Raw genomic sequence first — 23,518 nt, forward strand, 5'->3', positions numbered from 1 at the left:
GCATGGCTACCGTAAATGATGTACCGAAAAGCAATACTGCAGCCGATGTCTATGCCGCGATCAATGGCGCTGCCAAATCAACCAAGACGACCAGTGCTGCAGCCGATCAGGAGAAACAATTTCTGACCCTGCTGATGACGCAGATCAAGAATCAGGATCCGCTGAATCCGATGGATAACGCTGCGGTCACTACGCAATTGGCACAATTGAATACGGTAAGTGGTATTGAGAAGCTCAATACCACGCTGACGACGCTGCTTGGCGGCTATAGCGAAACACAGGCGATGCAGACTGCCGGGATGATCGGCAAAAATGTCATGGTTGCCGGCAATAAATTGCCGCTCGCTTCCAGCCAGGCGGTGGGGGCTATCCAGCTTGAATCGAAGGCAGACAAAGTTACGCTGACGATCAAAGATTCCGCCGGGAAAATTGTTCAGACCACCGAGTTGGGCGAGCAGGCCGCCGGGAATTCCTATTTTGCCTGGGATGGCAAGGATTCATCCGGCACGGTTCTGGCCGATGGCAATTACACATTTTCGGTTGATGCCAAGACGTCTGATGGTAAGGCAGTGAAAGTGACGGCCATGCAAGTAGGCACGGTTTCTGCTGTTGTCAGGTCAGGAACTGGTTTCAAGCTGGACCTTGGCTCGATGGGGCAATTTGCTTTCTCGGACGTCCAGGAAGTTATTTAAGAGGGGTTGAAAAATGGCATTCCAGCAAGCACTTAGCGGTCTTAACGCCGCCTCCAAGGCTATCGACGCGACCAGTCACAATATTGCCAACTCCAGCACGGTCGGTTACAAGTCTTCGTCCGCGCATTTTTCGGATGTTTACGCCGCATCGCTGAATGGGGCAGGCGCCAGCCAGATCGGTATCGGCGTTACGCTTTCCGGCATTCAGCAGCAATTCACTCAGGGCAACCTGACGTCGACGAACAATCCGCTGGATATATCGATCAACGGCAATGGTTTCTTCCGGATGGATCAGAACGGCGCCACGACTTTTGCCCGCAATGGCCAGTTCCATCTCGACAAGAACGGTTACATCATCAACGATCAGTCGCTCAAGTTGACGGGTTTTGCTGCGCAGGCAGGGGTTATCGTTCCGTCTACGCCCAAACCTCTGCAAATATCGGCTTCCGACTTGCCGCCGATTGAAACGGGGACAAGCACGACGGCGGGTTATCAGGGCGTCAAGGCCAATCTCAATTTCGATTCGCGGCAGACCGAACCTAAATTGGCCTGGACGGGTGCCACCGTCCCAACCGCCGCCAGCATCATCGCCGCCGTCCCCGGCATTACTCCGGCGATCTCCGCTGCAATTACCGGAGCCTTTGGCGGAACCCCGAGTGCTATAGCGCTCGCCGTTACCGGCGCCGGCGGTACTGCAACTCAAGCGGCAGCGGCGCAAGCTGCTGCCGCTGCAGGCTCGGTCTATACCCCCGATCCGCTGAGCTACAACTACTCCACTGCGCTCTCAGTTTATGACAGCCTGGGGAATGCCCACACGTTGACGATGTATCTTGAGAAGACGGCTACTGCCGGTGAATGGAAACCGCACTACACCGTCGATGGCACGAGCGATGCGTATGTTAGCGTCACCGGTGGTCCATTGAAGTTTGACACTAATGGCAAGCTTGACCCCGCATCCAATCCGATCAGTCTTACGATCAATCTGAATAGCGTGGCCACCGCATTGGGTTCGACCAATAATGCGAATCCGACGATGACATTCAATGTCGATTACACCGGTTCATCACAGTTTGGCAGTGCCTTCGGGAACAATCGCCTGGAACAGGATGGTTACACGGCGGGTCACCTGGTCGGCCTCTCGGTCGGCAGCGACGGCATCATCCAGGGGCGTTACAGCAATGGCCAGACTTTCGCCCAAGGTCAGATCGTTCTTGCCAACTTTACCAATCCGAACGGTTTGCAGTCGCTGGGTAATAACCAGTGGAGCGAAACGTCGGTATCCGGACCGCCACTGGTTGGTGCGCCGAATACCTCGAATCTGGGGTCGTTGTCGGCATCGAACGTGGAGGAATCCAATGTCGATTTGACCGCCGAATTGGTTAACCTGATCACCCAGCAGCGCAACTACCAAGCCAACTCCCAATCGATTAAGACCCAGGATCAGATCATGCAGACCCTGGTCAACCTGCGCTAAGCGACGAACTGAGTCACTGACATGGATCGCCTGATCTACACCGCAATGACCGGCGCCAAGCATGTTTTCATGCAGCAGGCCGGCACTGCGAACAATCTGGCCAACGCCAGCACCATCGGCTTCAAGGCGCAGGAACACCGGTTTCGTGCCGTGCCGGTGCTGGGCGAGGGGATGCCGACGCGTGCCTTCGTCGTCGATGCTTCAGTCAGTGACGTGATGGATCAGGGACCGCTGATGTTTACCGGCCGCAATCTCGACGTGGCGGTCGGCGGCAAGGGCTGGATCGCGGTTCAACTGCCGGATGGCAGCGAAGCCTATACCCGGGGCGGTAGTCTGGATGTCGATGTGACCGGGCTGTTGCAGACGAAGAGCGGTTATACGGTGGCCGGCGACGGTGGGCCGATCAATATTCCGCCGGACAACAACATCGAGATCGCGCCCGACGGCACGGTGTCGATCGTTCCCAGCTTTGGCACGCCAAATAATTCGAATGCGATTGGTCGGGTCAAGCTGGTCAATCCGCCCGAGAGCGACCTGGTGCGCGGTGCTGACGGCTTGTTCCGGTTGCGCGCTGGCGGGGTGGCTCCGGCCGACGAGACGGTCAAGCTTGCCTCGGGAACGCTTGAGGGCAGCAACGTTAACGTGACGGACGCCATGGTCAATCTGATCAGCCTGTCGCGCCAGTTTGAAATGCAAATCAAGATGATGCAGACCGCTGATACCAATGCCCAGCGCGCGGACCAACTGCTGTCGCTCAATGCCTGATAGGACCTAGATCATGATCCGTTCCCTGTGGATTGCCCGTACCGGCCTCGATGCCCAGCAGACCCAACTCGATGTCATCGCCAACAATCTGGCCAACGTCAGCACCAACGGCTTCAAGCGTTCACGGGCGGTCTTCGAGGACCTGCTGTATCAGAACCTGCGCCAGGCTGGTGCCCAGTCCTCGCAACAGACGCAGATTCCTGCCGGGCTACAGCTCGGCACCGGTGTGCGTCCGGTGTCGACCGCTCACATCTTTACCCAGGGCAATATCCAGAAGACCGACAACGCGCTGGATATCGCCGTGCAAGGCAATGGTTTCCTGCAGATACTGTTGCCGGACGGCACCACCGGCTATACCCGCGACGGTTCCTTCCAGAAGGACAATCAGGGACAGATCGTCACCTCGGACGGCTATCCCCTGCAGCCCGCCATTACCATCCCGGCTGACGCCCTGAGTGTCTCGGTCGGTACCGATGGCACGGTTTCCGTTACGCAACCGGGCACCGCCGCCGCAACACAGATCGGCAGCATCCAGCTGGCGACCTTCATCAATCCGGCCGGCCTGCAGAGCATCGGCCAGAATCTGTTCCTTGAGACGGCGGCCAGCGGCACGCCGACCCCGAATACGCCGGGAACGAACGGTGCCGGCAACGTCAATCAGGGTTACGTCGAAACCTCCAACGTCAATGTGGCCGAGGAACTGGTGACGATGATCCAGACCCAGCGTGCCTACGAGCTGAACTCCAAGGTGGTTTCAACCTCGGATGCCATGCTCGGCCGCTTGACGCAATTGTGAGGTGACATCGTGAAACGTATTGCCTTGTTTGCCTTGGTGGTGACGGCCGGATGTTCGACTGTGCCGCCGACCAATGTGCATCAACCGATGAGTGCGCGGCCGATGCAGCGTTTTGAGACGGCTGGCGGCAATGGCTCGATTTTTCAGACGGGGCAGATGCGACCGTTGTTTGAAGATCGCCGGGCGCGCTTTGTCGGTGACACGATCACGATCAAGATTACCGAAAGTACCACGGCGTCCACCAAGTCGAATAACAAGCTGGATAAAACCAATACCGCTTCAGCGTCGGTTACCGGACTCAGCGGTTTGCCCGGCAAGGGCCTGCTCGGCCTGAATCTCGACGCCGGCAGCGCGAATGCCTTCAGCGGCAAGGGCGAAGCGGCCAATAACAACATCTTTACTGGGAACATCACGGTGACGGTCATCGACGTGCTGCCCAACGGCAATCTGCTGGTCTCCGGCGAGAAGCAGCTGGCGATCGGTCAAGAACAGGAGTTCGTCAGAATTTCAGGTGTGGTCAATCCGAGCTTCGTGGACTTCTCCAATACCATCGACTCCTCGAAGGTGGCGGATGCCCGTATCGAATACAAATCGGCCGGTCAGATCAGCGATGGCCAGATCATGGGATGGCTGGCACGTTTCTTCCTTAATGTGATGCCATTCTAGTCGTATTCCCCAGAGGCGCATCATGAAGACAAATAGTGGCAAATGGTTCCGGCAAGCGGCAATTGTCGCCGCATGCGTGTTGCCGCTCTGCGCGCAGCCGGTATGGGCCGAGCGCATCAAGGATCTTGCCTCGATCCAGGGCGTGCGCAACAACCAGTTGATCGGCTACGGTATCGTCGCTGGTCTCGATAACACCGGCGATCAAACGACACAGACGCCGTTTACCACTCAGGCGATTGGCAACATGCTGTCGCAGATGGGGGTCAATCTGACCGCCGAGCAAGCTACCAAGCTGCAACTCAAGAACGTTGCAGCGGTAATGATTACCTCGACCTTGCCGGCCTTTGCCCGACCCGGGCAGCAGATCGATGTAACGGTTTCTTCTCTGGGCAATGCCAAGAGTCTGCGGGGCGGAACCTTGCTGCTGACTCCGCTCAAGGGGGCCGATGGGCAAGTCTATGCCATGGCTCAGGGCAACATATTGGTCGGTGGGGTTGGCGCTTCCTCCGGTGCTTCCAAAGTGACGGTGAACCATCTTTCAGCCGGCCGGATTGCCGGCGGTGCGACAGTCGAGCGCGCCGTGCCGACGGCGCTGGGGCAGGGCGGGTTCGTCTATTTCGAATTGGCCAGCACAGATTTTGGTACGACCCAGAATGTGGTCGACGCGATCAACCGCGGCATGGGGCCGGGAACGGCGTCGGCAATTGACGGCCGACGCGTCGCCGTGCGGGCGCCAGAGAATATGGATGCGCGAGTTGCCTTTCTCGGGCGGATCGAGAATCTCGACGTCAAGCCGGTGGCCGGTATTGCCAAAGTGATCGTCAATCCGCGTACCGGGTCGGTGGTCATGAACCAGAAAGTGACTCTTGAAGCCTGTGCCGTCGCGCACGGCAGCCTCTCAGTGGTAGTCGATGGGGGGCAGCCGCAGTTGGGGCAGGGTGCCGATATCCAGGTCAAGCAGGAGAGCGGCAGCCTGATGAATGTGAAGGCCGGAGCCAACCTGTCCGATGTCGTCAAGGCGCTGAATGCTCTGGGGGCGAATCCGCTCGACCTGCTCGCCATCCTGCAGGCGATGAAAGCATCCGGCGCATTGCGCGCCGAGCTCGAAATCATCTAACGCCGCCATGTCGGTCAAGGTTCAGAACCATCCGAATCGGGCGGCCTACGACGTCAAGTCCACCCAGGACTTGCGCTCGGATTTAGCCAAAAATCCGCAAGAAGGACTCAAGGCCGCAGCGCAGCAGTTCGAGACGCTGTTCCTGCAAATGGTCATGAAAAGCATGCGGGATTCGGTGCCGCAGGATGGCTTGCTGGACAGTGAGCAATCCCGCTTCTATACCGGCATGCTTGATCAGCAATTGGCCCAGAATCTGACGACGACCGGCCAGGGGGTGGGATTCGCCCGACTGATCGAGCAGCAGCTAGGGCGAACCATGGCGGGAGCGAATGGGGCGACCGTGTCGGGCGAAACGGCAAACCCTGCCGGCAATGCCTTGCCGCTTGCCGCCTCGGATGGTCGCCACCTTTCCTCCAGGACGGTGCTGAGTTCATTGCCGACCTCAGCCGCCTATGCAGCGCAATCAGCCTCGGCGACAGTGGCGGACAGTTCGGAAGTGCCGGCCAGCGCCAAGGACTTCGTCAATCGGGTGTGGCCGCATGCGGTCGAAGCCTCGAAGTCGACCGGGGTGCCGCCTCAATTTCTGATCGCGCATTCTGCACTGGAAAGCGGTTGGGGTAAAAGTGAAATCCGCAAGGCCGACGGGTCGTCCAGTTACAACCTGTTCGGCATCAAGGCTGGCAAGAACTGGACTGGCGCTACCGTTGAAGCGACGACGACCGAATACATCGACGGTCAGCCGAAGCAAGTGGTTGAGAAATTCCGGGCCTATGCTTCTTACGAGGAAGGTTTCCGCGATTATGCCAACCTGTTGCGCGGCAATTCCCGCTACGGCGCAGTCATCGGCTCGCAAGATGGCACGGAGTTTGCAAGACGTTTGCAACAGGCGGGTTATGCCACCGATCCGATGTACGCCGACAAACTCTCGCGCATCATCAATGGTCCAACCCTGCGACAAGCACTGATCGGTTGATCGGAACTAAACTTTACGGTCGAGCGGTCGTTAACCTCACTGAGGTGAATGATGAGTTCAGGAATTTTCAGTATCGGTGTCAGTGGTATCGCAGCAGCCCAGATGGCCTTGCTGGCGACCGAGCACAACGTCGTCAATGCAAATACGCCGGGCTACTCCCGCCAAACCACGGTCCAGGCCACGAATGTCTCGGTTAATACCGGCGCTGGTGCGATTGGTCAGGGCGTGCACGTCCAGACCGTCAAGCGGATGTACGACAGCTATCTGACCCAGCAGGTCAATAGCGCCCAGACGCAGGTTAGCGAGCTCGATACTTACTACAGCCAGATCAAGCAAATCGACGATATGTTGGCTGACCCGAATGCCGGCCTGTCGCCGGCGCTGCAGAGCTTTTTTTCGGGGGTTCAGTCAGTCGCCTCGAATCCGTCCTTGATATCGGCTCGTCAGTCGATGATTTCGTCGGCCCAGACCCTGGCCGAACGCTTTCACAGCCTCGACACGCGTCTGGTCGACCTGTCCCAGCAGGTTAACGATCGCATCGTTGGCGCAGTGGCTGAGGTCAATGTATACGCGGCGCAAATTGCCGATGTCAATCAGCGCATCATCATCTCCGAATCCGCTTACGGCCAGCCGGCCAATGATTTGCTCGATCATCGCGACCAACTGGTGGCCGAACTGAACAAACTGGTCAAAGTGACGACCAGTACCAATTCGAATGGCAGTTACAACGTCTTTATTGGTACGGGGCAGCAACTTGTCGTCGGGACGCAGGTCACGGAGATGGCGGCGATGACTTCATCTGCAGACTCTTCGAAAATTGTGGTCGGTCTGAAAACCGCGGGGGGGGCACAAGAGCTCCCCGAGTTCCTGATCAATGGCGGCGAGCTTGGCGGCCTGATCACTTTTCGCAGTGAGTCGCTTGAGCCGGTGGCCAACGAACTCGGTCGTGTTGCCGCCTCGCTTGCGCTAACGTTCAACGCCCAGAATTCGCTTGGGCAGGATCTGCTGGGCAAGATTTCTGGCGACACTGGTTTTGTCGGTAACTTGTTTACGATCCCCGATCCGACTGTTTTACCCAGTTCAAAGAATATTGGCTCAGGTGTGCTTTCGGCCACCCTCGAAGCACCTACAGCACCTACCCCTCCGAATTACAGCGGCAATTTCTCGACCAACCTGACGAACAGCAATTACCAGGTCAAGTTTGGTGCAGCGGGTACCTATACGATTACCCGGATGACCGACAATCAGCCTGTTGTTCTCACGGCGACTCCGCCGGCGACTCCGGGTGTGGGGCCGGGAACGGTCAGCTTTGATGGGGTCAGCCTGAATATCTCGGCCGTCGGAACTAACGGTGACAGTTTTGTCATCAAGCCAACAGCCGAAGTCGGCCGGAATATCGAGATTGACAGCCGGGTTGTCGCTGATCCAAGGCTGGTTGCTGCTGCCGCACCGGTGACGGTGACCCAGGTTACGACCAATACCGGGGCAATGACCGTCTCCCAGGGCGTGGTTGGCGTTGGCTATGACGTTTCCGGTCTTCCCGTGACCTTGACCGCTGCAACGGCCACCGCGCCGGCTACCGGAAAGGCTCTGGTTGGTGTTGCCGGTGCTTGGACGGCGGTGTATTCGAATGGCACTACCGCCAGCGGTACAGGAGGCGAGATCAATCTGGCCAATGGCACCGCGACGCTTAGCAAACTGTCATTCTCCGGCATGTCCTTCGACATCAATGGCAGTCCGGCGGTTGGTGATCAGTTTTCCGTGCAGACAAACAAAAATCCCGTTACCGGGGTGGTTGGCGTCCAGGATGGCAGAAATGCCGTGTTGTTCGCCAAGTTGCAAACGCAGAACACCGTCGCCGGCGGCACGGCAACTTTCCAATCGACTTACGCCCGCTTGGTGGCGGACAATGGTATTCGTACCCGCGAAGCGAAAATCCAGCTTGATGCCCAAGGGGCGGTTCTCGATCAGGCCCAGTCGACGCGAGATGGCCTTTCCGGCGTCAATCTTGATGAAGAGGCAGCCAATATGCTCAAGTTTCAGCAAGCCTACATGGCCTCTTCCAAAATATTGGAAATCGGCAACAAGCTTTTTGACACTATCTTGGCTTTGGGCTAGTAGGGAGTCCGGATCATGCGTATTTCGACATCGATGATTTTCAACAATGGGACGAACGGGATCCAAAACCTGCAGTCCGATTGGTACAAGTTGCAGAACCAGATGTCTACCGGGCGGCGGATTCTTTCGCCGGCGGACGATCCGATCGGCGCATCGGAAGCGCTTCTGGTCAGTCAGTCGCAAGGAGTTAACCAGCAATTCCTCGATAATCAAGCAACGGCAAGGTCACAGCTTAATTACGTTGAGACGACGCTGGGCAGCGTTACCGACAACATGCTGAGTATCGTTGAACTGGCCAGCGATGCCGGTAATACGACTTACAGCGCGGCGCAGCGCAGCATGATTGCCGAAGAACTCAAGCAGCGCATGTCGAGCCTGGTTGGCCTGGCCAATACACGCGATGGTACCGGCCTCTACATTTTTTCCGGATATCAGTCGACAACAGAACCCTTCCAGATCAACACTGCGGCAGCCGCAGGGGTGGCACACTCGCTGGGGGCCAATACTTACGTCAATTACAGCGGCGATGCCGGTAAGACAGAGCTGCAGGTTAGTGCATCGAAGACGATGGCAACGTCCGAGAGTGGGCTGGATGCGTTTGTCCAGGTAAAGGACGCGCAAGGTGTGGTGACCACGAAAAGCATATTCGATGGCGTGCAGAACATGGTGGAAATCCTCGATGGTACGCGTCCTTATACGACCGCCGACTACACGCAGGCGCTCAAGGACATCAACACCTCGCTGAATCATGTTGCCACGGTACGCGCATCGGTGGGTGCCCGACTCAATGCGCTCGATAGTCTTACCTCGTCCGGCGAGGACGTTGGTCTTCTCTACGATACGCGGCTCAGCGAACTGCAGGATCTCGATTACACCAAGGCCATCTCAGATTTCTCGCGCGTTCAGATGCAGCTTGAAGCGGCACAACTGACTTTCAAGCAGACCAGCCAAATGAGCCTGTTCAATATTCTATGAAGACCGGTGCGCTATTGATCTCCGCCGGCTTTGTTTTGGCCGGATGTGGCTCGGTAGGTGGTGCCGGTTCGGCAACGCCCCTGGTTTCGGACAAGGTGATCCAGCTAACAGCAAAAACGTCCGTGTCGCTGTCTACGCTGGCCACTGCAGCTGTCGTCGGGGCGGCGATTTACCTGGTGTATGACCCGTTGGCTCCCAACTGGGAAATTGAAGAGTCGCGCCTCAACGAAGATACCTACCGTTTTTCGCTGAAGATGAAGCGTTACCATACCGGGGGGGCTGGCGAATCGATGCAGGCGCTCAAGCGTCGGGCCAGCCAGATACAGTACGAGCAAGGCTTTGCCGGATATCAGATTCTCGAGTACACCGAGGGCATCGATTCGCAAACCATCGGCGCGCGCCGCATGGCCGAGGGCGTCATCAAGCTGGTGCAGCGTCAACAGGCCGATTCGTTCCTGCAGAACTCACCCTAGCGTCCCGGTACGGCGAAGCCGAGCATGGCGCTCATGGCAAATTCAAAGACCGCCTGGATTGGTCCGGCAAGATAGTTAAGGCTAACTGCCAGGGTGACGAATCCTCCGATCAGCGTGATGGGAAAGCCCAGCGCAAAAATATTCAGTTGCGGTGCGGCGCGGGTCAATACGGCCAGCGCAATATTGGTGATCATCAAGGCGACCACGACCGGAAGGGCGAGCAGCAGGCCGGCCGAAAATACCTTGCTGGCCAGTTCGACCACGTTCAGCCAGGAGCCTGCAGCAAGTGGGGTCGCGCTGACCGGAATGGCCGAAAAGCTTTGAGCCAAGGTGGCGAAGTAGAGCAGGTGGCCATTCATCGACAGGAAAAGCAGCAATGCGATCAGGCTGAAGAATTCGGTAATGACGGGGGTTTGTGACGCGCTCAGCGGATCGTAGAAGGTGGCGAAACTGAGTCCCATTTGAAACCCCATGAACTCGCCGGCCAGATCGAAGGCGGAAAATACGATACGGGCCGAGAAGCCCATGCCGATGCCGATCAACATTTGCTGGGCCATGATCCACAAACCGCCGAGTGAGCCAGGTTGAACCTGTGGCATGGCAGGCAGGATAGGGGCGATGGCGATGGTGATGGCAATGCCCAAAATCAAACGGGTCTGCCGCGGAATGCCGACTGAACTCCACAGGGGGGCCGTTGCAATGAACGCCAGGATGCGGGCGAGCGGAAACACATAGGCGACGATCCAGGCATCAATCTGGGCCGATTCTATGCTGATCACGATGACTAGCCGATCAGCTGCGGAATGCTTCCGAACAGACGCTGAATGTAGTCAATCAGGTACTGAAGCATCCAGGGGCCGGCGAGCAGGAGGACGACGAACATCACCACCAGCTTCGGGACAAATTGCAGCGTCGATTCGTTGATTTGCGTTGCCGCCTGGAAAATACTGATGATCAGGCCAACAATCAGTGCCGCGATGAGGGCCGGCGCCGACATCAGCAAGGTGACTTCAATCGCCTGTCGGCCGATTTCCATGACGGTTCCTGGCGTCATCGCGTGAAACTCTGTATCAGGGAACCGATAACCAGATGCCAGCCATCAACCAGCACAAATAACATCAGCTTGAATGGCAATGCCACCATAACCGGCGACATCATCATCATGCCCATCGACATCAGCAGGCTGGCAACGACCATGTCGATGACCAGAAAAGGTATGAACAGGATAAAGCCGATCTGGAATGCGGTCTTCAACTCGCTGATGACAAAAGCCGGGACCAGAATGCGAAGCGGTATGTCTTCCGGTTTTTCGATCTTGTCGACTTTGGCAATGCCGGCGAACAGGGCAAGGTCGGACTCCCTGGTCTGCCTGAGCATGAAGCCGCGCATCGGTATGGCCGCCCGTTCGGCCGCCTGCATGATGTTGATCTTGTTCTCGGAGAGCGGCAGATAGGCTTCCGAGTAAACCTGGTCGAGGACCGGGCTCATCACGAAAAAAGTCAGGAAAAGAGCCAGGCCGACCATCACCTGATTGGGCGGCGAGGTCTGCGTGCCCAGGGCATGCCGCAACAGGGAGAGCACGATGATGATGCGGGTGAAGCCGGTCATCATCAACACGGCTGCCGGAATGAAGGTCAGCGCCGTCATCAGCAACAGCGTTTGAATGGTCAACGAATAGGTTGTTCCGCCGCCGGCCGCCGGTGTGCTGGTAACCGCCGGCAACCCGCCGCTGGCTTGGGCGATGGCGAGTCCCGCCGGCAAGAGCAGGCTGAGGGCGATCAATAGGCGCCTAGTCATGGTTGCGTCGCTCGCTTATGGTCTGCAGCCATTGCCTAAAGGGTTTTTCCGCAGAGGATGGCGAATCGTCAGCAGGAATGGTCGTACCTTTTGCCATCCGGTGCAGTGTGCGGATTTGCCCCGGAACAATGCCAATGACCAGCCATTGATCGCCGATTTCGAGCAACACGATGCGCTCGCGTGGCCCCAATGCGACGCCACCTATAACTTTCATGTCGCCTTGGCCAAACTTCTTGCCACCGGAGACTTTTCGGGCCAGCCATGCTGCGCCGACCAGAATGGCTACGATGAGCGACAGGGCCAGCGCTGTCTGCAAATAAGTTCCTGCCGAAACTGCTGGACTGGCTGTTTCAGCAGCGTTGGCGGCAAACGGGATGAGCAGTGAGATAAAACGTAACAAGAAAGGCGACCCGCAGCAGCAAATAGACAGGTCGCTATCTTAAAGCAAACCAGACGGGGCGTTTAGCGATTGAGTTTCCGCATCCGCTCGGATGGCGTGATGATGTCGGTCAGGCGGATGCCGAATTTGTCATTGACCACGACGACTTCGCCTTGGGCAATCAGCGTGCCATTGACCAATACATCCATCGGTTCGCCAGCCATCGCATCAAGTTCAACGACCGAGCCATGCGCCAACTGGAGAAGATTCTTGATGGTGATCTTGGTCCGCCCGAGTTCTACGGCAAGCTGGACCGGAATGTCCAGAATCATGTCGAGTTCGTTCATCATCCCGCTACTGCCGGCATTGCCGCCGAATGACGGGAAGATGTCGGCCGGTTGCGCCGCTTCATGGGCCAGGGTCGAATCAGTGACCGTCTGTTCGGCCATCGCGGCCGCCCAGTCATCATCGTTGATCTGGCCGTCGTCCTCGGTCACCTGATTTTCCAAATTGTCCATTTCGTCAGCCATTTTTTTCTCCCATCGCCGGCTCGGCGGCCGGCGTGTCGGGCGATGATGCGATAAATCGCTCGACTTTCAATGCGTATTGGCCATTTTGCTGACCATAGGAACATTCCATCAAAGGCACACTATCAACCAAGGCCTCAATATGCTCAGAAATATGGAATGGAATGATGTCGCCAGCCTTCAGCTTGAGTATCTGGCCGAGCGTGATTTTGCCAGTTCCCAGGTGGGCGACAATTTCGACTTCGGCGCCCTGCAGCTGTTTCCGCAATGTACCGATCCAGCGCTTGTCCGAGGAGAGTTGATCACTCTGCATCGTACTGTACAAAAGATCACGAATCGGCTCCAGCATCGAATACGGGAAGCAGATGTGCATGTCGGCGGTTGCACCACCAAATTCAAGGGTGAACGTTGTTGAAACAACAATTTCAGACGGCGTTGCAATATTGGCAAACTGCGAATTCATCTCCGAGCGCACGTACTCGAAGTTGATCTCATGCACCGGTTTCCATGATTTGCTGTATTCGGTGAAGACGACGTTGAGCAAGCCCTGAATGATGCGCTGTTCGGTCGCCGTAAAATCTCGGCCTTCGACCCGGGTATGGAAGCGCCCGTCACCGCCAAACATGTTGTCGACCACGAGAAAAACGAGGTTGGGGTCGAAGACGAACAACGCCGTACCACGCAAGGGTTTTGCGACAACCAGATTCAGATTGGTCGGTACGACGAGATTGCGGATGAATTCGCTGTACTTTTGTACGCGGATCGGTCCCACCGAGATTTCGGCATTCCGGCGCATGTAGTTGAACAAGCCGATCCGCAGGTAACGGGCGAAACGTTCGTTGACCAGTTCCAGCGTCGGCATGCGCCCGCGCACGATACGTTCTTGCGTACCGATGTTGTACGCACGAATGTCGCCGCCTTCGCCCTGGCTTTCCTCGGACTCGTCGGCCTCGCCGGTGACGCCCTTGAGTAGGGCGTCAACCTCGTCCTGGGAAAGAAAGTCGCCTGCCATGGCTCCTTACTGAATAATAAAGGAAGTAAACAAGACGGATTTCACCGGCCCCTCGGACGGAATGACCTCGCCCTTCTTGTTTTTCACGGGCGGTTCAATGGCGTTATTGATTTCCTCCTTCAATACCCCTGCAAGGTTTTCCTTGCCTTCCTTGGGTAACAGCTCCGATGCCTTCTTGGAGGAGAGAAGCAGCGTGATGTTGTTGCGGATCTTCGGCATCAACGCTTTGAGTATCGGTTCCGAGTGAGGATCGACAAGTTCCAGCGATAGCGCTACCTGAAGGTACTGGTCGCCAGTTTCCGGCACCAGATTTACCGTAAAGGGATCCAGATTGACAAAAACGGGCGGAATTTCAGCCTCTTTTTTCTTGTCCTTTTTCTTTGGCTTGACTGTTTCCTCGGCGACATCTTCATCGTCGCTGGCATGGTCGGCACTCTTCATCAGCATGTAGACCGCGCCGCCACCACCAAACACTAAAACGAGTACGGCAGCCAGGATGATGATCAACAGTTTCTTGCTCTTCTTTTTGGGGACTTCGGTCCCTTCTTCGGCTGGCTTGGCATCCTTTGCCATGTCGTTTCCTCTCTAGATGATCTCGTGTCTGGTCAGGCAAACAGGTCTACCAGACCTCGTCCCCTGTTCAATACGGTGCTGGCGCCCGTGCTTGGCGCATTGTCATTGGCCGGGAGTATAGCGTTTTCGCCTGCCGAGCGGTTCTCGTTCGCTGGCTGGGAGGGATTGTTGGGATTCTGTTGCGCCAGGTTCGCACCAACGTTGGCTTGTCCCAGATTGATGCCAGCTGACGCGAGCAGATCCTTCAGTTGGGGCATTGCACTTTCGATTGCCTGACGAACTTCAGCGTGAGGCGAGGCAAAAGCCAGCGTGGCCTGGTCTCCGCTCAAATTGATGGTGATTTGTACCGGGCCGAGTTGCGGAGGATTGATGTTGATTTGGGCTGTTTGCTGATCGTTCTTGGCCAGCCATACGATCTTGTCGCCAAATTGCTGAGGCCACGAGGCGTCGCGTAGATGGGTGCTGACGTTCTGTGGCTGGGCGGCTTCAGTACCCTGCGCCTGCCGTCCCGCGGCAAGGGGGGCGAGGTTGTTGGTCAGTGTTGTGGCATTCGTTTCCAAACCGGATGTTTCGACGGCAATATTTGCCGGCCCGCTCTGCAACAGGGTGTTGGCATTGGCTGTATTGTTGCCGGTCGGGTTCAGCTTATCGAATAGGCCAGCGGCGGCTTTTTCGGCAGCGCGCAAGGTTTCCTGCTCCGAGGATGCGCCGCCGGCTTGGCCATTGAGCGTTGCCAGTGCTGCCCCCGCGATCGATTTTTCGGTTTTGTCTGCGGTCGGCTGGAAAGCGGTGTTCCCACGGGCTGAAATGTCGGGCTGGAACTGGGCATTGCCGGTAAGCGACGCAATCAAGGCCGGGTCTACCAAGTCGGGGATGGTGTCGGAGCTATCCGATGCAGTCTTGTTCTGGCCTGCCTCAAGATCAGCCAAGGTCTTCTCCGAGGTGCCGGGAAGCTGGCTCAAAAGGTTTTTGAGCTCGCCGGAGAGCAGCGCGGCAAATTCTCCCGGCAAACCGTCGCCACCGGTTGCGTTGCTTGCGCCGGTGGCGGCAACCGCCGCGTTGGTTCCACTGGGCATTGAAGAGATGACGGTTACTGACATTGTGACTCCTTCGGGAATGCAGGGCATTGTTCTGCCCTGATATAAGCAATGGCCGTGCCGGCTATTGTCTATTCCTCCGAAGCGATATCCACACTGTATTTGCGGCTGGAAAACTCGTCCTGCAGTTTTTGTTCCTGCTTGTTTTCTCGATAACGTTCGCGTGCGTCATGGCGCAGAGAGAGCGTGTCGATGGCCTTGAGCTTCTTGTTTTGGTCCTGCCATTGATCTTGGCCGGCCTTGGTGTTCCGTTCCGAGCTTTCGACGACATTGCGCTGCTGCACGACGGCTTCGTCGATCCGGGCGAGGAAGGCCTGATAGTTCAGCAGGATCAGCCGGGTTATGCCATCGGCCGTTGCCTCAAGCATGCGTTGGGCGTATTCGTCCCGGTATTGTTCCAGCATTTGCAGGCGGCTGCGCTGGCTTTGTTCGGCGGCGATCAACTGGCCCAGTTTGCGCGTCGCTTCGTCGGCACGGGTCTGCATGACTTCAAGTAATGGCTGCAGGGAAAAGGCTTGGGTCATGGGTTATACAAACAGTTGTTTGAGGGCTGTCAGGCTGGAGGCGAAGTCGGCTTGTTCCGAAAATTGTTGCTGCAGAAAACTCTCCATCCGCGGGTAGAGCCCGATCGCTTGATCAAGCACCGGGTCCGAACCAGGAACATAGGCGCCTACCGATATCAAATCGCGCGAGCGCTGATAACGGGCAAACAATACCTTGAATTTGCGGATCTGCTCAAGATGCGGCGTGTCAATCAAGTTGACCATGGCACGGCTGATTGATTGTTCGATGTCGATGGCCGGGTAGTGCCCGGCATCAGCCAGGGTTCGCGACAGCACGATATGGCCGTCAAGGATCGCGCGAGCGGCGTCGGCAATCGGGTCCTGCTGGTCGTCGCCTTCGGCTAGAACGGTATAGAAGGCAGTGATCGAGCCGCCTCCGTCCTGACCATTGCCGGCGCGCTCGACCAACTGCGGCAGGCGGGCAAAGACCGAAGGCGGGTAGCCCCTGGTTGCCGGCGGTTCGCCGATGGCCAGTGCGATTTCCCGCTGGGCCATTGCGTAGCGGGTCAGCGAATCCATGATCAGCAAGACCTGCTTGCCTTGGTCGCGGAAATATTCGGCGATGGTCGTCGCGTAGGCGGCGCCCTGCAGGCGCAACAATGGTCCGGTATCGGCCGGTGCGGCGACCACGACTGCCCGGCGCATGCCTTCCTCGCCGAGGATTTGCTCGATGAACTCCTTGACCTCTCGACCGCGCTCGCCAATCAGCCCGACAACGATCACTTCGGCTTCCGTGTAGCGCGCCATCATGCCGAGGAGCACGGACTTGCCTACCCCGGAACCGGCGAAAAGCCCCATGCGCTGACCCCGCCCGACCGTCAGCAAGGCATTGATGGCACGGATGCCAACGTCCAGCGGCTGGTCAATGGCTGCTCTCGCCATCGGGTTCACCGGGCGGCTCTGCAAAGGTCGCGAGGTGCTGACTTGAAGGGGGCCTTTGTTGTCGAGCGGGCGCCCTACACCGTCCAGAATGCGACCGAGCAGGCCGTCGCCAACCGGCGCCTGTTTGACCCGGTCGATAGCGCGGCGGCGGAATGGTGTTGGGTCGTCGATGTGCGGCGGGGGGCTGGCGGTTTCAAAGGCGACTACCTTGGAGCCGGGCGCCAGACCATACATGTCGTCGGATGGCATCAGGTAGAGTTTTTCGCCGGAAAAGCCGACGACCTCAGCATCAACCGGGGCTCCGGTAGGCGGAAATATCCGGCAGGAACTACCAAGCGGCAACTTCAGGCCGGCTGCTTCCATGACCAGGCCATTGATTCGGGTCAGCCTGCCGGTCGGCCACAAGGCCTGGGCATTGCTGGCCGCTATGCCGCAGTTATGCAGAAAGTTATTCCAGCGTGCGGCGTGGTCCGGTCGATCGGGGTTTATGGATTCAGCCATGCCTGGGGCTCGGTACCAATCGCTTCCAGTACTCTTTTCCATCGCGTTTCGATGGTCGCATCGATCTCGCTAGAGCCGGCCTGCAGCAGGCAACCACCGGGGCTGATTTCGCTATCGTCAAGGATTTGTGTGCCCGTCTGCGCGAACTCCTCACCGAGGAGGGTGCGGACTATGTCGCCGTCAGCCGGATTCAGACGAATTACGATGTGGGCGTGATGCAGGGGCAGTGCGGCGAGGGCTTCGCGAATTATCGGCAGTAATGCGTCGTTCTGCGCCGCAAAGACGCCGCGGGCTAGTTGCGCTGCGATTTCGATGGCCAGCGCCAGCATTTGCTCGGCAACCGATTGATCGAACTCATTTAGCGCGGTCTGCAGACTGCCGATCAGGGTGTTGAATCGGTCGGCCTGCAAAGCCAGGGCTTCATTTGTCGCCTGCTCGCCAGCCGCCTTGCCTTCCGCCAGGCCGGCCTGGTAGCCGCTGGTCCGGGCCTCGTCGTAAACCCGTTCGATATCTTCGGCGGTTGGCAAGGCGATTGGTGGAGCGACTTCAGGCTGCTCCATGACCGGGACGAGCGGCTCTTCAGCTGCTGCGACAGGTGCCGGCGTCGGTGTCGGTGCTGGGGCCGGCCGTTTATCGAACGAACCGGCTTGCCAACGTTGAAAACTGACGAGGTCTTCCTTGGGAATGATCACGGATGTGCCCTGCCTGACTTAGATCATTTGCTCGCCACCGGCACCGCCGAGGACAATTTGACCTTCGTCGGCCAGGCGACGAACGACCTTGAGGATTTCCTTCTGCTCGGCCTCGACTTCGGAGAGGCGTACCGGGCCCTTGGATTCGAGATCTTCGCGCAGCATTTCGGCAGCGCGCTGCGACATGTTCTTGAAGATTTTTTCCCGAAGATCGGGAGAAGCTCCCTTGAGTGCCAAAATCAGCGAGTCCGACTGGATTTCACGCAGAATGAGCTGGATCGAGCGGTCATCAATGTCCATCAGGTTCTCGAAGACGAACATTTCGTCGAGGATCTTCTGTGCCAGGTCGGGGTCGTATTCGCGGATCGCATCGACGACCGAGGTTTCGTTGGTGGCGCCAATGAAATTGAGAATCTCGGCAACCGTCCGCACGCCACCCATGGCTGTATGTTTGACGCTGGCCGAACCGGAGAGGATGCGCATCATCGTCTCATTGAGTTCGCGCAGGGCCGATGGCTGGATGCCTTCAAGCGTGGCAATACGCAACACCACATCGTTACGCAGGCGTTCGGTGAAATGGTTGAGGATCTCACTGGCCTGGTCATGTTCAAGGTGCACCAGGATCGTCGCAATGATCTGCGGGTGTTCATTTTTGATCAGGTCGGCAACGGTCGGCGCATCCATCCACTTCAGGCCTTCGATACCGGAGGTCTCGCCGCCCTGCAAAATGCGTGAAATCAGGTTCGCTGCCTTGTCGTCACCGAGGGCCTTGGTCAGTACCGAGCGGATGTAGTTGTCGGTATCGACGTGTACCGCCGCATGTTCTTCGGCAATCGTGTGGAACTCGTCGAGTACTGCCTCGACCTTGGTTCTTGGCACGGATTTGAGCATCGCCATGGCATGACCGAGCTTTTGCACCTCGCGCGGGCCGAGGTGTTTGAGCACTTCGGCCGCATGGTCCTCGCCCAGCGTGATGAGCAGGGTTGCGCTCTTTTCCAGGCCTTCCTCTGGGCTACCCGCCATTTGCGCCTATCCAGTCCTTGATAATGTTGGCAACAGCCTTCGAGTCGGTCTGTGCAAAGTCGCGCGCCTTCTGAACCTTGGCGGCGTAGGAGTCGATCCGCACGTCGGTCGCCCCTTCTTCGCCCTCTTCGCCGAGCACGTCGCCGATCCCGGCGAACATGCCGGAACCGCCTTCTTCTTCCGCCTTCGGTGGCGGCGGGAACATCGTTTTCAGGGTGGGCTGGATGATCTTCAGGTAGAGGAAGGTAATGATCGCGGCAATAATCAGGTATTTGAAAATATCCTTGGCATAGCCGATATTTTCCGGGTCTTTCCAGATCGGCAGACCGGTTTCGCTCTTGTCGTCCACGGTGAATGGCGCGTTGGCCACCGAAATGGTGTCGCCACGCTCCTTGCTGAAACCCATCGCTTCGCGAACCAGATCGTTGATCTGTTTCATTTCGGAGTCGGCCAACGCCTTGGTCGTGGGTTTGCCGTCTTTGCCGATGTCCTTGCGATGATTGACCACCACGGCGGCCGAGAGGCGGCGAATGCTGCCGATTGCCTGCTTGGTGTAGCGGATGGTCTTGTCGACTTCGTAGTTGATCGTGGCGTTCTTGCTGGTGCTGATCGGCTGGCCGGCGGCGTTGAGCGGCGCAGTGATGCCGCTGACATCGATCTTGCCTTGGGCGTCGCCCGGTTTAGTCGGCGGGGTGGGCGTGGTTCCGGTGGCCGGCTGCGTCAGCGGCGCGGTGGCCGGCACCGGGGGCTGGTTGGTCAACGCGCCGGGAACGCCGCCGGCTGCCTGATTGACGCTGGCGGTCTCATTGTTTTGCTGGCTACGGATACTGCTGCTATCCGGCGTGCTGTTGGGGCGGAAGCTTTCGGCGGTTTGCTCGCTCTGCGAAAAATCGAGGTCGGCGGCTACCTGGACCTTGAAATTCTCGTTGCCCAGCAGGGGTTTCAGGATTTCCTCAATGCGCTTGATGATGCCGTCTTCGACTTCCCGCACATATTTGACTTGTACCGGGTCAAGTCCGGCTTCGGTCAGCTTGCTCTTGAGCTGCGAGAGCAGTACGCCGTTCTGGTCGATGACCGTCACGTTGGCCATCGGGAGTTGCGGCACGCTCGACGAAATCAGGTGAGCAATGCCGGCTATCTGCCCATTGTCCAAGGTCCGGCCGGGGTAAAGGTTGAGCATGACCGAGGCAGTCGGTTTTTGTTCTTCGCGAACAAAAACCGAGGGCTTGGGAATCGCAAGATGCACCCGTGCCGTCTGGACCGAGCCGATCGATTGAATGGTTCGGGCCAGTTCGCCTTCAAGGCCGCGCTGGTAGTTGACCTGCTCGGCAAACTGGCTGGTGCCGAATTTCTGGTTTTCCATCAATTCGAAGCCGACCAGTCCGCCGCGCGGCAAGCCCTGGGTGGCCAGTTTTAGGCGTACTTCATGGACGCGTTCGGCGGGCACCAGCAAGGAGCCGTTGTCGCTGTAACGGTGCGGAACATTCTGTGTTTCAAGAATGGCGACGATGGCGCCACCGTCTTTTTCCGTCAGGTTGGAAAACAGGACTTTCCAGTCCGGCTGCCGGCTCCAGAGTATGGAACCGACAATGACGGCAACAATGGCAGCCACCGCCACCATGAATATGATCTTCTGCTGATCGCCTAGCCGGTTAAACGCCTCGCGCAGACGCTCTGCCGGGTTTGCACCCGGTGCGGTTCCTGCCGTCGTTTCAGTTGTTGCTGCCATCAAAGCCCGGTCAAATTGCGGTGAAACAGAAGAAGAATCAATTGAGAAGCCAAATTACCCTAGAAATATTCTACTATTACCAGCGCTGAATTCCCCCTATCTTTTTCAATGCCCACCCCGCAGGCTGCTACCGCCACTCTCGATTCCGAAGCCAAGACCGCCGAATTGCAGCGGGCCTTTGCCATGTTCAACCAAGTCTCGGTCGAGTTGACGCAGGCATATGAAGCTTTGCAGGCCCGCGTTACCTCGCTGACTGAGGAGTTGGCCATCGCCAATGGCGAATTGCGGCGGCAATATCAGGAAAAGGAAGCGTTGTCCGAGCGGCTTTCATCGCTGCTCGATGCGTTGCCGGCGGGGGTGGTATTGCTTGATTCGTCGGCCGGAGTGGTTGCTGTCAATCCGGCGGCAATGTCCCTTTTTGGAACGGATATGGTCGGCCGCCATTGGGGTGACGTGGTGCGCGCCTGTCTCGAGCCGACATTGACGGTCGGTGAATGGCAGCTGGGTGAGCGGCGTGTCTCGATTGCCGAAAGCATGCTCGCGTCGGCCGGCGGAAAGATTCTGCTGATTCATGATGTAACTGCTGCGCACCGGATGAAAACCGAGCTTGAGCGCAATCAGCGGCTGGCGGCGATGGGCGAAATGGCTGCGTCGCTGGCGCACCAATTGCGCACGCCGTTGGCGGCGGCCCTGCTTTATACCGCCAATCTCGGGCTGGCCGGGGTGCCCGATGAGGCGCGGGTCCGCTTTTCCGAAAAGGCGAGCGGGCAACTGCGGCGCCTCGAACGGCTGATTCAGGATGTGCTGTTGTTCGCGCGCGGCGAAAGCATCGGTCGCGACGTGATTCCGGTCAGCGATTTGCTTGCCGAGGCCGCTCAAACCGTCGAGCCCTTAATGCGCGAGCATGGCCTGGTGTTTGCTGTAGTCGACAGTTGCGACGGGGCGCAAATGGTCGGCAGTCGCAAGGCGCTGTTCGGCGCCTTGGTCAACTTGCTGGAGAACGCCATGCAGGCGACGCCTGCCGGCGGCAAAATTTGCCTCACCGGCAATCGACGCGGCGATTTGCTGGCTTTGGGGGTGCGCGATAGCGGCCCGGGGATTTCCCGGGAAACGCAGGCGCGTATTTTTGAGCCATTCTTCACCACCAAGGGGCAGGGGACCGGCCTTGGTCTGGCCATCGCTCTTGGTGTGGCACGTGCTCATGGCGGAGCGATTGAGGTGTTTTCCGAACCCGGCGAAGGGGCCGAGTTCATAGTTACGCTGCCGCTCGGTTCGGCAGAGATCGGGATTGAGGAAAATGGCGGAACATAGCTTGCCGATTCTGGTGGTCGAAGACGATCCCAGCCTGCGCGAAGCAATTGGCGATACCCTGGAACTGGCCGGGCGCCCATATGTGGCGGTTGACGGCGGGGCTGCCGCGTTGAAGGTTTTGGGAGAGCAGGCTTTTTCCATTGTTGTCAGCGACGTGCGCATGATGCCGATGGACGGAATTGCGCTACTCAAGGAAATTCGTTTGCGCTTGCCGCATCTGCCGGTGGTGCTGATGACGGCGTATGCCGAAGTCGACAAGGCAGTTGATGCGATGCGTTCCGGCGCCTGCGACTTCCTGCTCAAGCCCTTCGAGCCACAAGCCCTGCTGGCGCACATCAACAAATACGAGTTGCCGGAAACTGGCGAGTCGGCTGGTGTCGTCGCCATCGATCCGGTTAGTCGCGAGTTGTTCGCCATTGCCCAACGCGTCGCGCAAACTGATGCAACGGTATTGCTGACCGGTGAATCGGGGGTTGGCAAGGAAGTGGTGGCGCGTTTTATCCACCGCAATTCGGCGCGCAAGGACGGCCCGTTTGTTGCCATCAACTGCGCGGCGATTCCCGATAGCCTGCTCGAAGCCACGCTGTTCGGCTATGAAAAGGGCGCATTCACCGGTGCGCAGCAGGCGCAGGCAGGCAAATTCGAGCAGGCGCAGGATGGCACGCTGTTGCTTGACGAAGTCACTGAAATGCCGATGAGTCTGCAGGCCAAGCTGTTGCGCGTCCTGCAGGAGCGCGAGGTGGAGCGGGTCGGTGGCAAGAAGCCGGTGCCGCTGAATATCCGCATCATTGCCACCTCCAACCGCGAAATGGCCGAGGCCGTTGCCAAAGGCGTCTTTCGTGAGGATCTCTACTACCGTCTTAATGTTTTTCCAGTGGCGATTCCAGGGTTGCGGCAGCGGCGCGGGGATATCGTTGCCATCGCCCGACATTTCGTTGTCGAACATGGTGGCCGCTTCGGGCGTTCCGGGGTTTCGCTTTCGCCAGCAGCCGAACTTGCGCTGACGGCCCATGACTGGCCCGGCAATGTACGCGAACTGGAAAATGTCATCCAGCGGGCATTGATTCTCTCGACTGGTCCGACGATTGGCACCGAACATCTGAATCTCGTGGCGAAAACGTCGCCGGGGGCTGCAATAATTCAAGTGCCGCTTGGCGATGTGGGGTCTGCAGCCGGGCTAACGGAAGTCGAGAAAAGGGCCGATAATATGAAGGACTTGGAGCGCGAGCATATCCTGCGTACACTCTCTGAGGTCGGTGGTTCGCGCAAGATGGCGATTGATCGATTGGGGATTTCCGAACGGACTTTGCGCTACAAGTTGCAGCAGTACCGTGATGAAGGATTTTTCAAGGACTGATTCTGGCCTGAAAATTGCTGATAGTT

Annotated in this window: 25 protein-coding genes; 12 read left to right on the forward strand and 13 right to left on the reverse strand. The window is 57.9% G+C overall.

Features of this window, described 5'->3' with window-relative positions; genetic code table 11:
• Nucleotides 1-2 precede the first annotated feature (2 nt).
• The 10 genes from ACLIKD_RS02040 to ACLIKD_RS02085 are packed head-to-tail and all read left to right on the forward strand — an operon-like array spanning nucleotide 3 to nucleotide 10,049.
• On the forward strand, nucleotides 3-692 hold the full coding sequence (locus ACLIKD_RS02040) for a flagellar hook assembly protein FlgD (protein WP_428826956.1): 690 nt from the start codon (nucleotides 3-5) through the stop codon (nucleotides 690-692).
• 13 nt (nucleotides 693-705) lie between these two features.
• On the forward strand, nucleotides 706-2,166 hold the full coding sequence (locus tag ACLIKD_RS02045) for a flagellar hook protein FlgE (RefSeq protein WP_226418651.1): 1,461 nt from the start codon (nucleotides 706-708) through the stop codon (nucleotides 2,164-2,166).
• Between the two features lie 21 nt (nucleotides 2,167-2,187).
• Nucleotides 2,188-2,931 (forward strand): flagellar basal body rod protein FlgF, encoded by a 744-nt coding sequence (locus tag ACLIKD_RS02050; RefSeq protein WP_226472454.1) that lies wholly within the window; start codon nucleotides 2,188-2,190, stop codon nucleotides 2,929-2,931.
• A 13-nt stretch (nucleotides 2,932-2,944) separates the two neighbouring features.
• On the forward strand, nucleotides 2,945-3,727 hold the full coding sequence (gene flgG, locus ACLIKD_RS02055; protein WP_226418653.1) for a flagellar basal-body rod protein FlgG: 783 nt from the start codon (nucleotides 2,945-2,947) through the stop codon (nucleotides 3,725-3,727).
• Between the two features lie 9 nt (nucleotides 3,728-3,736).
• Nucleotides 3,737-4,393: a flagellar basal body L-ring protein FlgH gene (locus tag ACLIKD_RS02060; RefSeq protein ID WP_428826957.1), complete on the forward strand. Its 657-nt coding sequence runs from the start codon at nucleotides 3,737-3,739 to the stop codon at nucleotides 4,391-4,393.
• Nucleotides 4,394-4,415: 22 nt separating this feature from the next.
• Nucleotides 4,416-5,510: a flagellar basal body P-ring protein FlgI gene (locus tag ACLIKD_RS02065; RefSeq protein WP_428826958.1), complete on the forward strand. Its 1,095-nt coding sequence runs from the start codon at nucleotides 4,416-4,418 to the stop codon at nucleotides 5,508-5,510.
• Nucleotides 5,511-5,517: 7 nt separating this feature from the next.
• Nucleotides 5,518-6,483 (forward strand): flagellar assembly peptidoglycan hydrolase FlgJ, encoded by a 966-nt coding sequence (gene flgJ / locus ACLIKD_RS02070; RefSeq protein ID WP_428826959.1) that lies wholly within the window; start codon nucleotides 5,518-5,520, stop codon nucleotides 6,481-6,483.
• Between the two features lie 51 nt (nucleotides 6,484-6,534).
• Complete coding sequence (gene flgK / locus ACLIKD_RS02075; protein ID WP_428826960.1) at nucleotides 6,535-8,601, forward strand: flagellar hook-associated protein FlgK; 2,067 nt, start codon at nucleotides 6,535-6,537, stop codon at nucleotides 8,599-8,601.
• A gap of 15 nt (nucleotides 8,602-8,616) precedes the next feature.
• Entirely contained in the window at nucleotides 8,617-9,576 is a 960-nt protein-coding gene (gene flgL, locus ACLIKD_RS02080; protein WP_428826961.1) for a flagellar hook-associated protein FlgL, read from the forward strand.
• The gene (locus tag ACLIKD_RS02085) at nucleotides 9,573-10,049 is read left to right on the forward strand and encodes a hypothetical protein (RefSeq protein ID WP_428826962.1); all 477 of its coding nucleotides are present in this window, start codon (nucleotides 9,573-9,575) and stop codon (nucleotides 10,047-10,049) included. The genes flgL and ACLIKD_RS02085 overlap by 4 nt, the downstream gene beginning before the upstream one ends.
• Here ACLIKD_RS02085 and fliR read toward each other — a convergent pair.
• The 13 genes from fliR to fliF all read right to left on the reverse strand — a co-directional run bounded on the left by fliR (nucleotide 10,046) and on the right by fliF (nucleotide 20,824).
• Nucleotides 10,046-10,828: a flagellar biosynthetic protein FliR gene (gene fliR / locus ACLIKD_RS02090; protein WP_428826963.1), complete on the reverse strand. Its 783-nt coding sequence runs from the start codon at nucleotides 10,826-10,828 to the stop codon at nucleotides 10,046-10,048. The two genes, ACLIKD_RS02085 and fliR, sit on opposite strands and share 4 nt — an antisense overlap.
• A gap of 5 nt (nucleotides 10,829-10,833) precedes the next feature.
• Nucleotides 10,834-11,103 (reverse strand): flagellar biosynthesis protein FliQ, encoded by a 270-nt coding sequence (gene fliQ, locus ACLIKD_RS02095; RefSeq protein ID WP_428826964.1) that lies wholly within the window; start codon nucleotides 11,101-11,103, stop codon nucleotides 10,834-10,836.
• Nucleotides 11,100-11,846 carry a flagellar type III secretion system pore protein FliP gene (gene fliP / locus ACLIKD_RS02100; RefSeq protein ID WP_428826965.1) on the reverse strand — a complete coding sequence of 249 codons (747 nt, stop codon included), beginning with the start codon at nucleotides 11,844-11,846 and terminating at the stop codon, nucleotides 11,100-11,102. The genes fliQ and fliP overlap by 4 nt, the downstream gene beginning before the upstream one ends.
• Nucleotides 11,839-12,246: a flagellar biosynthetic protein FliO gene (gene fliO, locus ACLIKD_RS02105; protein ID WP_428826966.1), complete on the reverse strand. Its 408-nt coding sequence runs from the start codon at nucleotides 12,244-12,246 to the stop codon at nucleotides 11,839-11,841. The genes fliP and fliO overlap by 8 nt, the downstream gene beginning before the upstream one ends.
• Nucleotides 12,247-12,308: 62 nt before the next feature.
• Entirely contained in the window at nucleotides 12,309-12,755 is a 447-nt protein-coding gene (gene fliN / locus ACLIKD_RS02110; RefSeq protein ID WP_428826967.1) for a flagellar motor switch protein FliN, read from the reverse strand.
• Nucleotides 12,748-13,764 carry a flagellar motor switch protein FliM gene (fliM, locus tag ACLIKD_RS02115; RefSeq protein ID WP_428826968.1) on the reverse strand — a complete coding sequence of 339 codons (1,017 nt, stop codon included), beginning with the start codon at nucleotides 13,762-13,764 and terminating at the stop codon, nucleotides 12,748-12,750. The genes fliN and fliM overlap by 8 nt, the downstream gene beginning before the upstream one ends.
• Nucleotides 13,765-13,770: 6 nt before the next feature.
• Nucleotides 13,771-14,337 carry a flagellar basal body-associated FliL family protein gene (locus tag ACLIKD_RS02120; protein ID WP_428826969.1) on the reverse strand — a complete coding sequence of 189 codons (567 nt, stop codon included), beginning with the start codon at nucleotides 14,335-14,337 and terminating at the stop codon, nucleotides 13,771-13,773.
• 32 nt (nucleotides 14,338-14,369) lie between these two features.
• Nucleotides 14,370-15,437, reverse strand: coding sequence for a flagellar hook-length control protein FliK (locus ACLIKD_RS02125; RefSeq protein ID WP_428826970.1), 1,068 nt, complete (start codon nucleotides 15,435-15,437; stop codon nucleotides 14,370-14,372).
• Between the two features lie 68 nt (nucleotides 15,438-15,505).
• Nucleotides 15,506-15,958, reverse strand: coding sequence for a flagellar export protein FliJ (fliJ, locus tag ACLIKD_RS02130; protein WP_428826971.1), 453 nt, complete (start codon nucleotides 15,956-15,958; stop codon nucleotides 15,506-15,508).
• A 3-nt stretch (nucleotides 15,959-15,961) separates the two neighbouring features.
• A complete protein-coding gene (fliI, locus tag ACLIKD_RS02135) occupies nucleotides 15,962-17,380 on the reverse strand; it encodes a flagellar protein export ATPase FliI (protein ID WP_428826972.1) in 1,419 nt (472 codons plus the stop codon).
• Nucleotides 17,365-18,072: a flagellar assembly protein FliH gene (locus ACLIKD_RS02140; protein WP_428826973.1), complete on the reverse strand. Its 708-nt coding sequence runs from the start codon at nucleotides 18,070-18,072 to the stop codon at nucleotides 17,365-17,367. The genes fliI and ACLIKD_RS02140 overlap by 16 nt, the downstream gene beginning before the upstream one ends.
• A gap of 18 nt (nucleotides 18,073-18,090) precedes the next feature.
• A complete protein-coding gene (gene fliG / locus ACLIKD_RS02145; protein ID WP_226418670.1) occupies nucleotides 18,091-19,095 on the reverse strand; it encodes a flagellar motor switch protein FliG in 1,005 nt (334 codons plus the stop codon).
• Nucleotides 19,085-20,824 (reverse strand): flagellar basal-body MS-ring/collar protein FliF, encoded by a 1,740-nt coding sequence (gene fliF, locus ACLIKD_RS02150; RefSeq protein ID WP_428826974.1) that lies wholly within the window; start codon nucleotides 20,822-20,824, stop codon nucleotides 19,085-19,087. Before fliF ends, fliG begins: the two co-directional genes overlap by 11 nt.
• A 108-nt stretch (nucleotides 20,825-20,932) precedes the next feature.
• Between fliF and ACLIKD_RS02155 the strand changes: the two genes are divergently transcribed.
• Together ACLIKD_RS02155 and ACLIKD_RS02160 are read left to right on the forward strand one after the other, a co-directional pair.
• On the forward strand, nucleotides 20,933-22,135 hold the full coding sequence (locus tag ACLIKD_RS02155) for a sensor histidine kinase (protein WP_428826975.1): 1,203 nt from the start codon (nucleotides 20,933-20,935) through the stop codon (nucleotides 22,133-22,135).
• The gene (locus tag ACLIKD_RS02160) at nucleotides 22,122-23,492 is read left to right on the forward strand and encodes a sigma-54-dependent transcriptional regulator (RefSeq protein WP_428826976.1); all 1,371 of its coding nucleotides are present in this window, start codon (nucleotides 22,122-22,124) and stop codon (nucleotides 23,490-23,492) included. The genes ACLIKD_RS02155 and ACLIKD_RS02160 overlap by 14 nt, the downstream gene beginning before the upstream one ends.
• The last annotated feature ends 26 nt before the right edge of the window (nucleotides 23,493-23,518 follow it).

Origin of the sequence: Azonexus sp. IMCC34842, assembly GCF_050368855.1 — a bacterium.
GTDB classification, from domain to species: domain Bacteria; phylum Pseudomonadota; class Gammaproteobacteria; order Burkholderiales; family Rhodocyclaceae; genus Azonexus; species Azonexus denitrificans_A.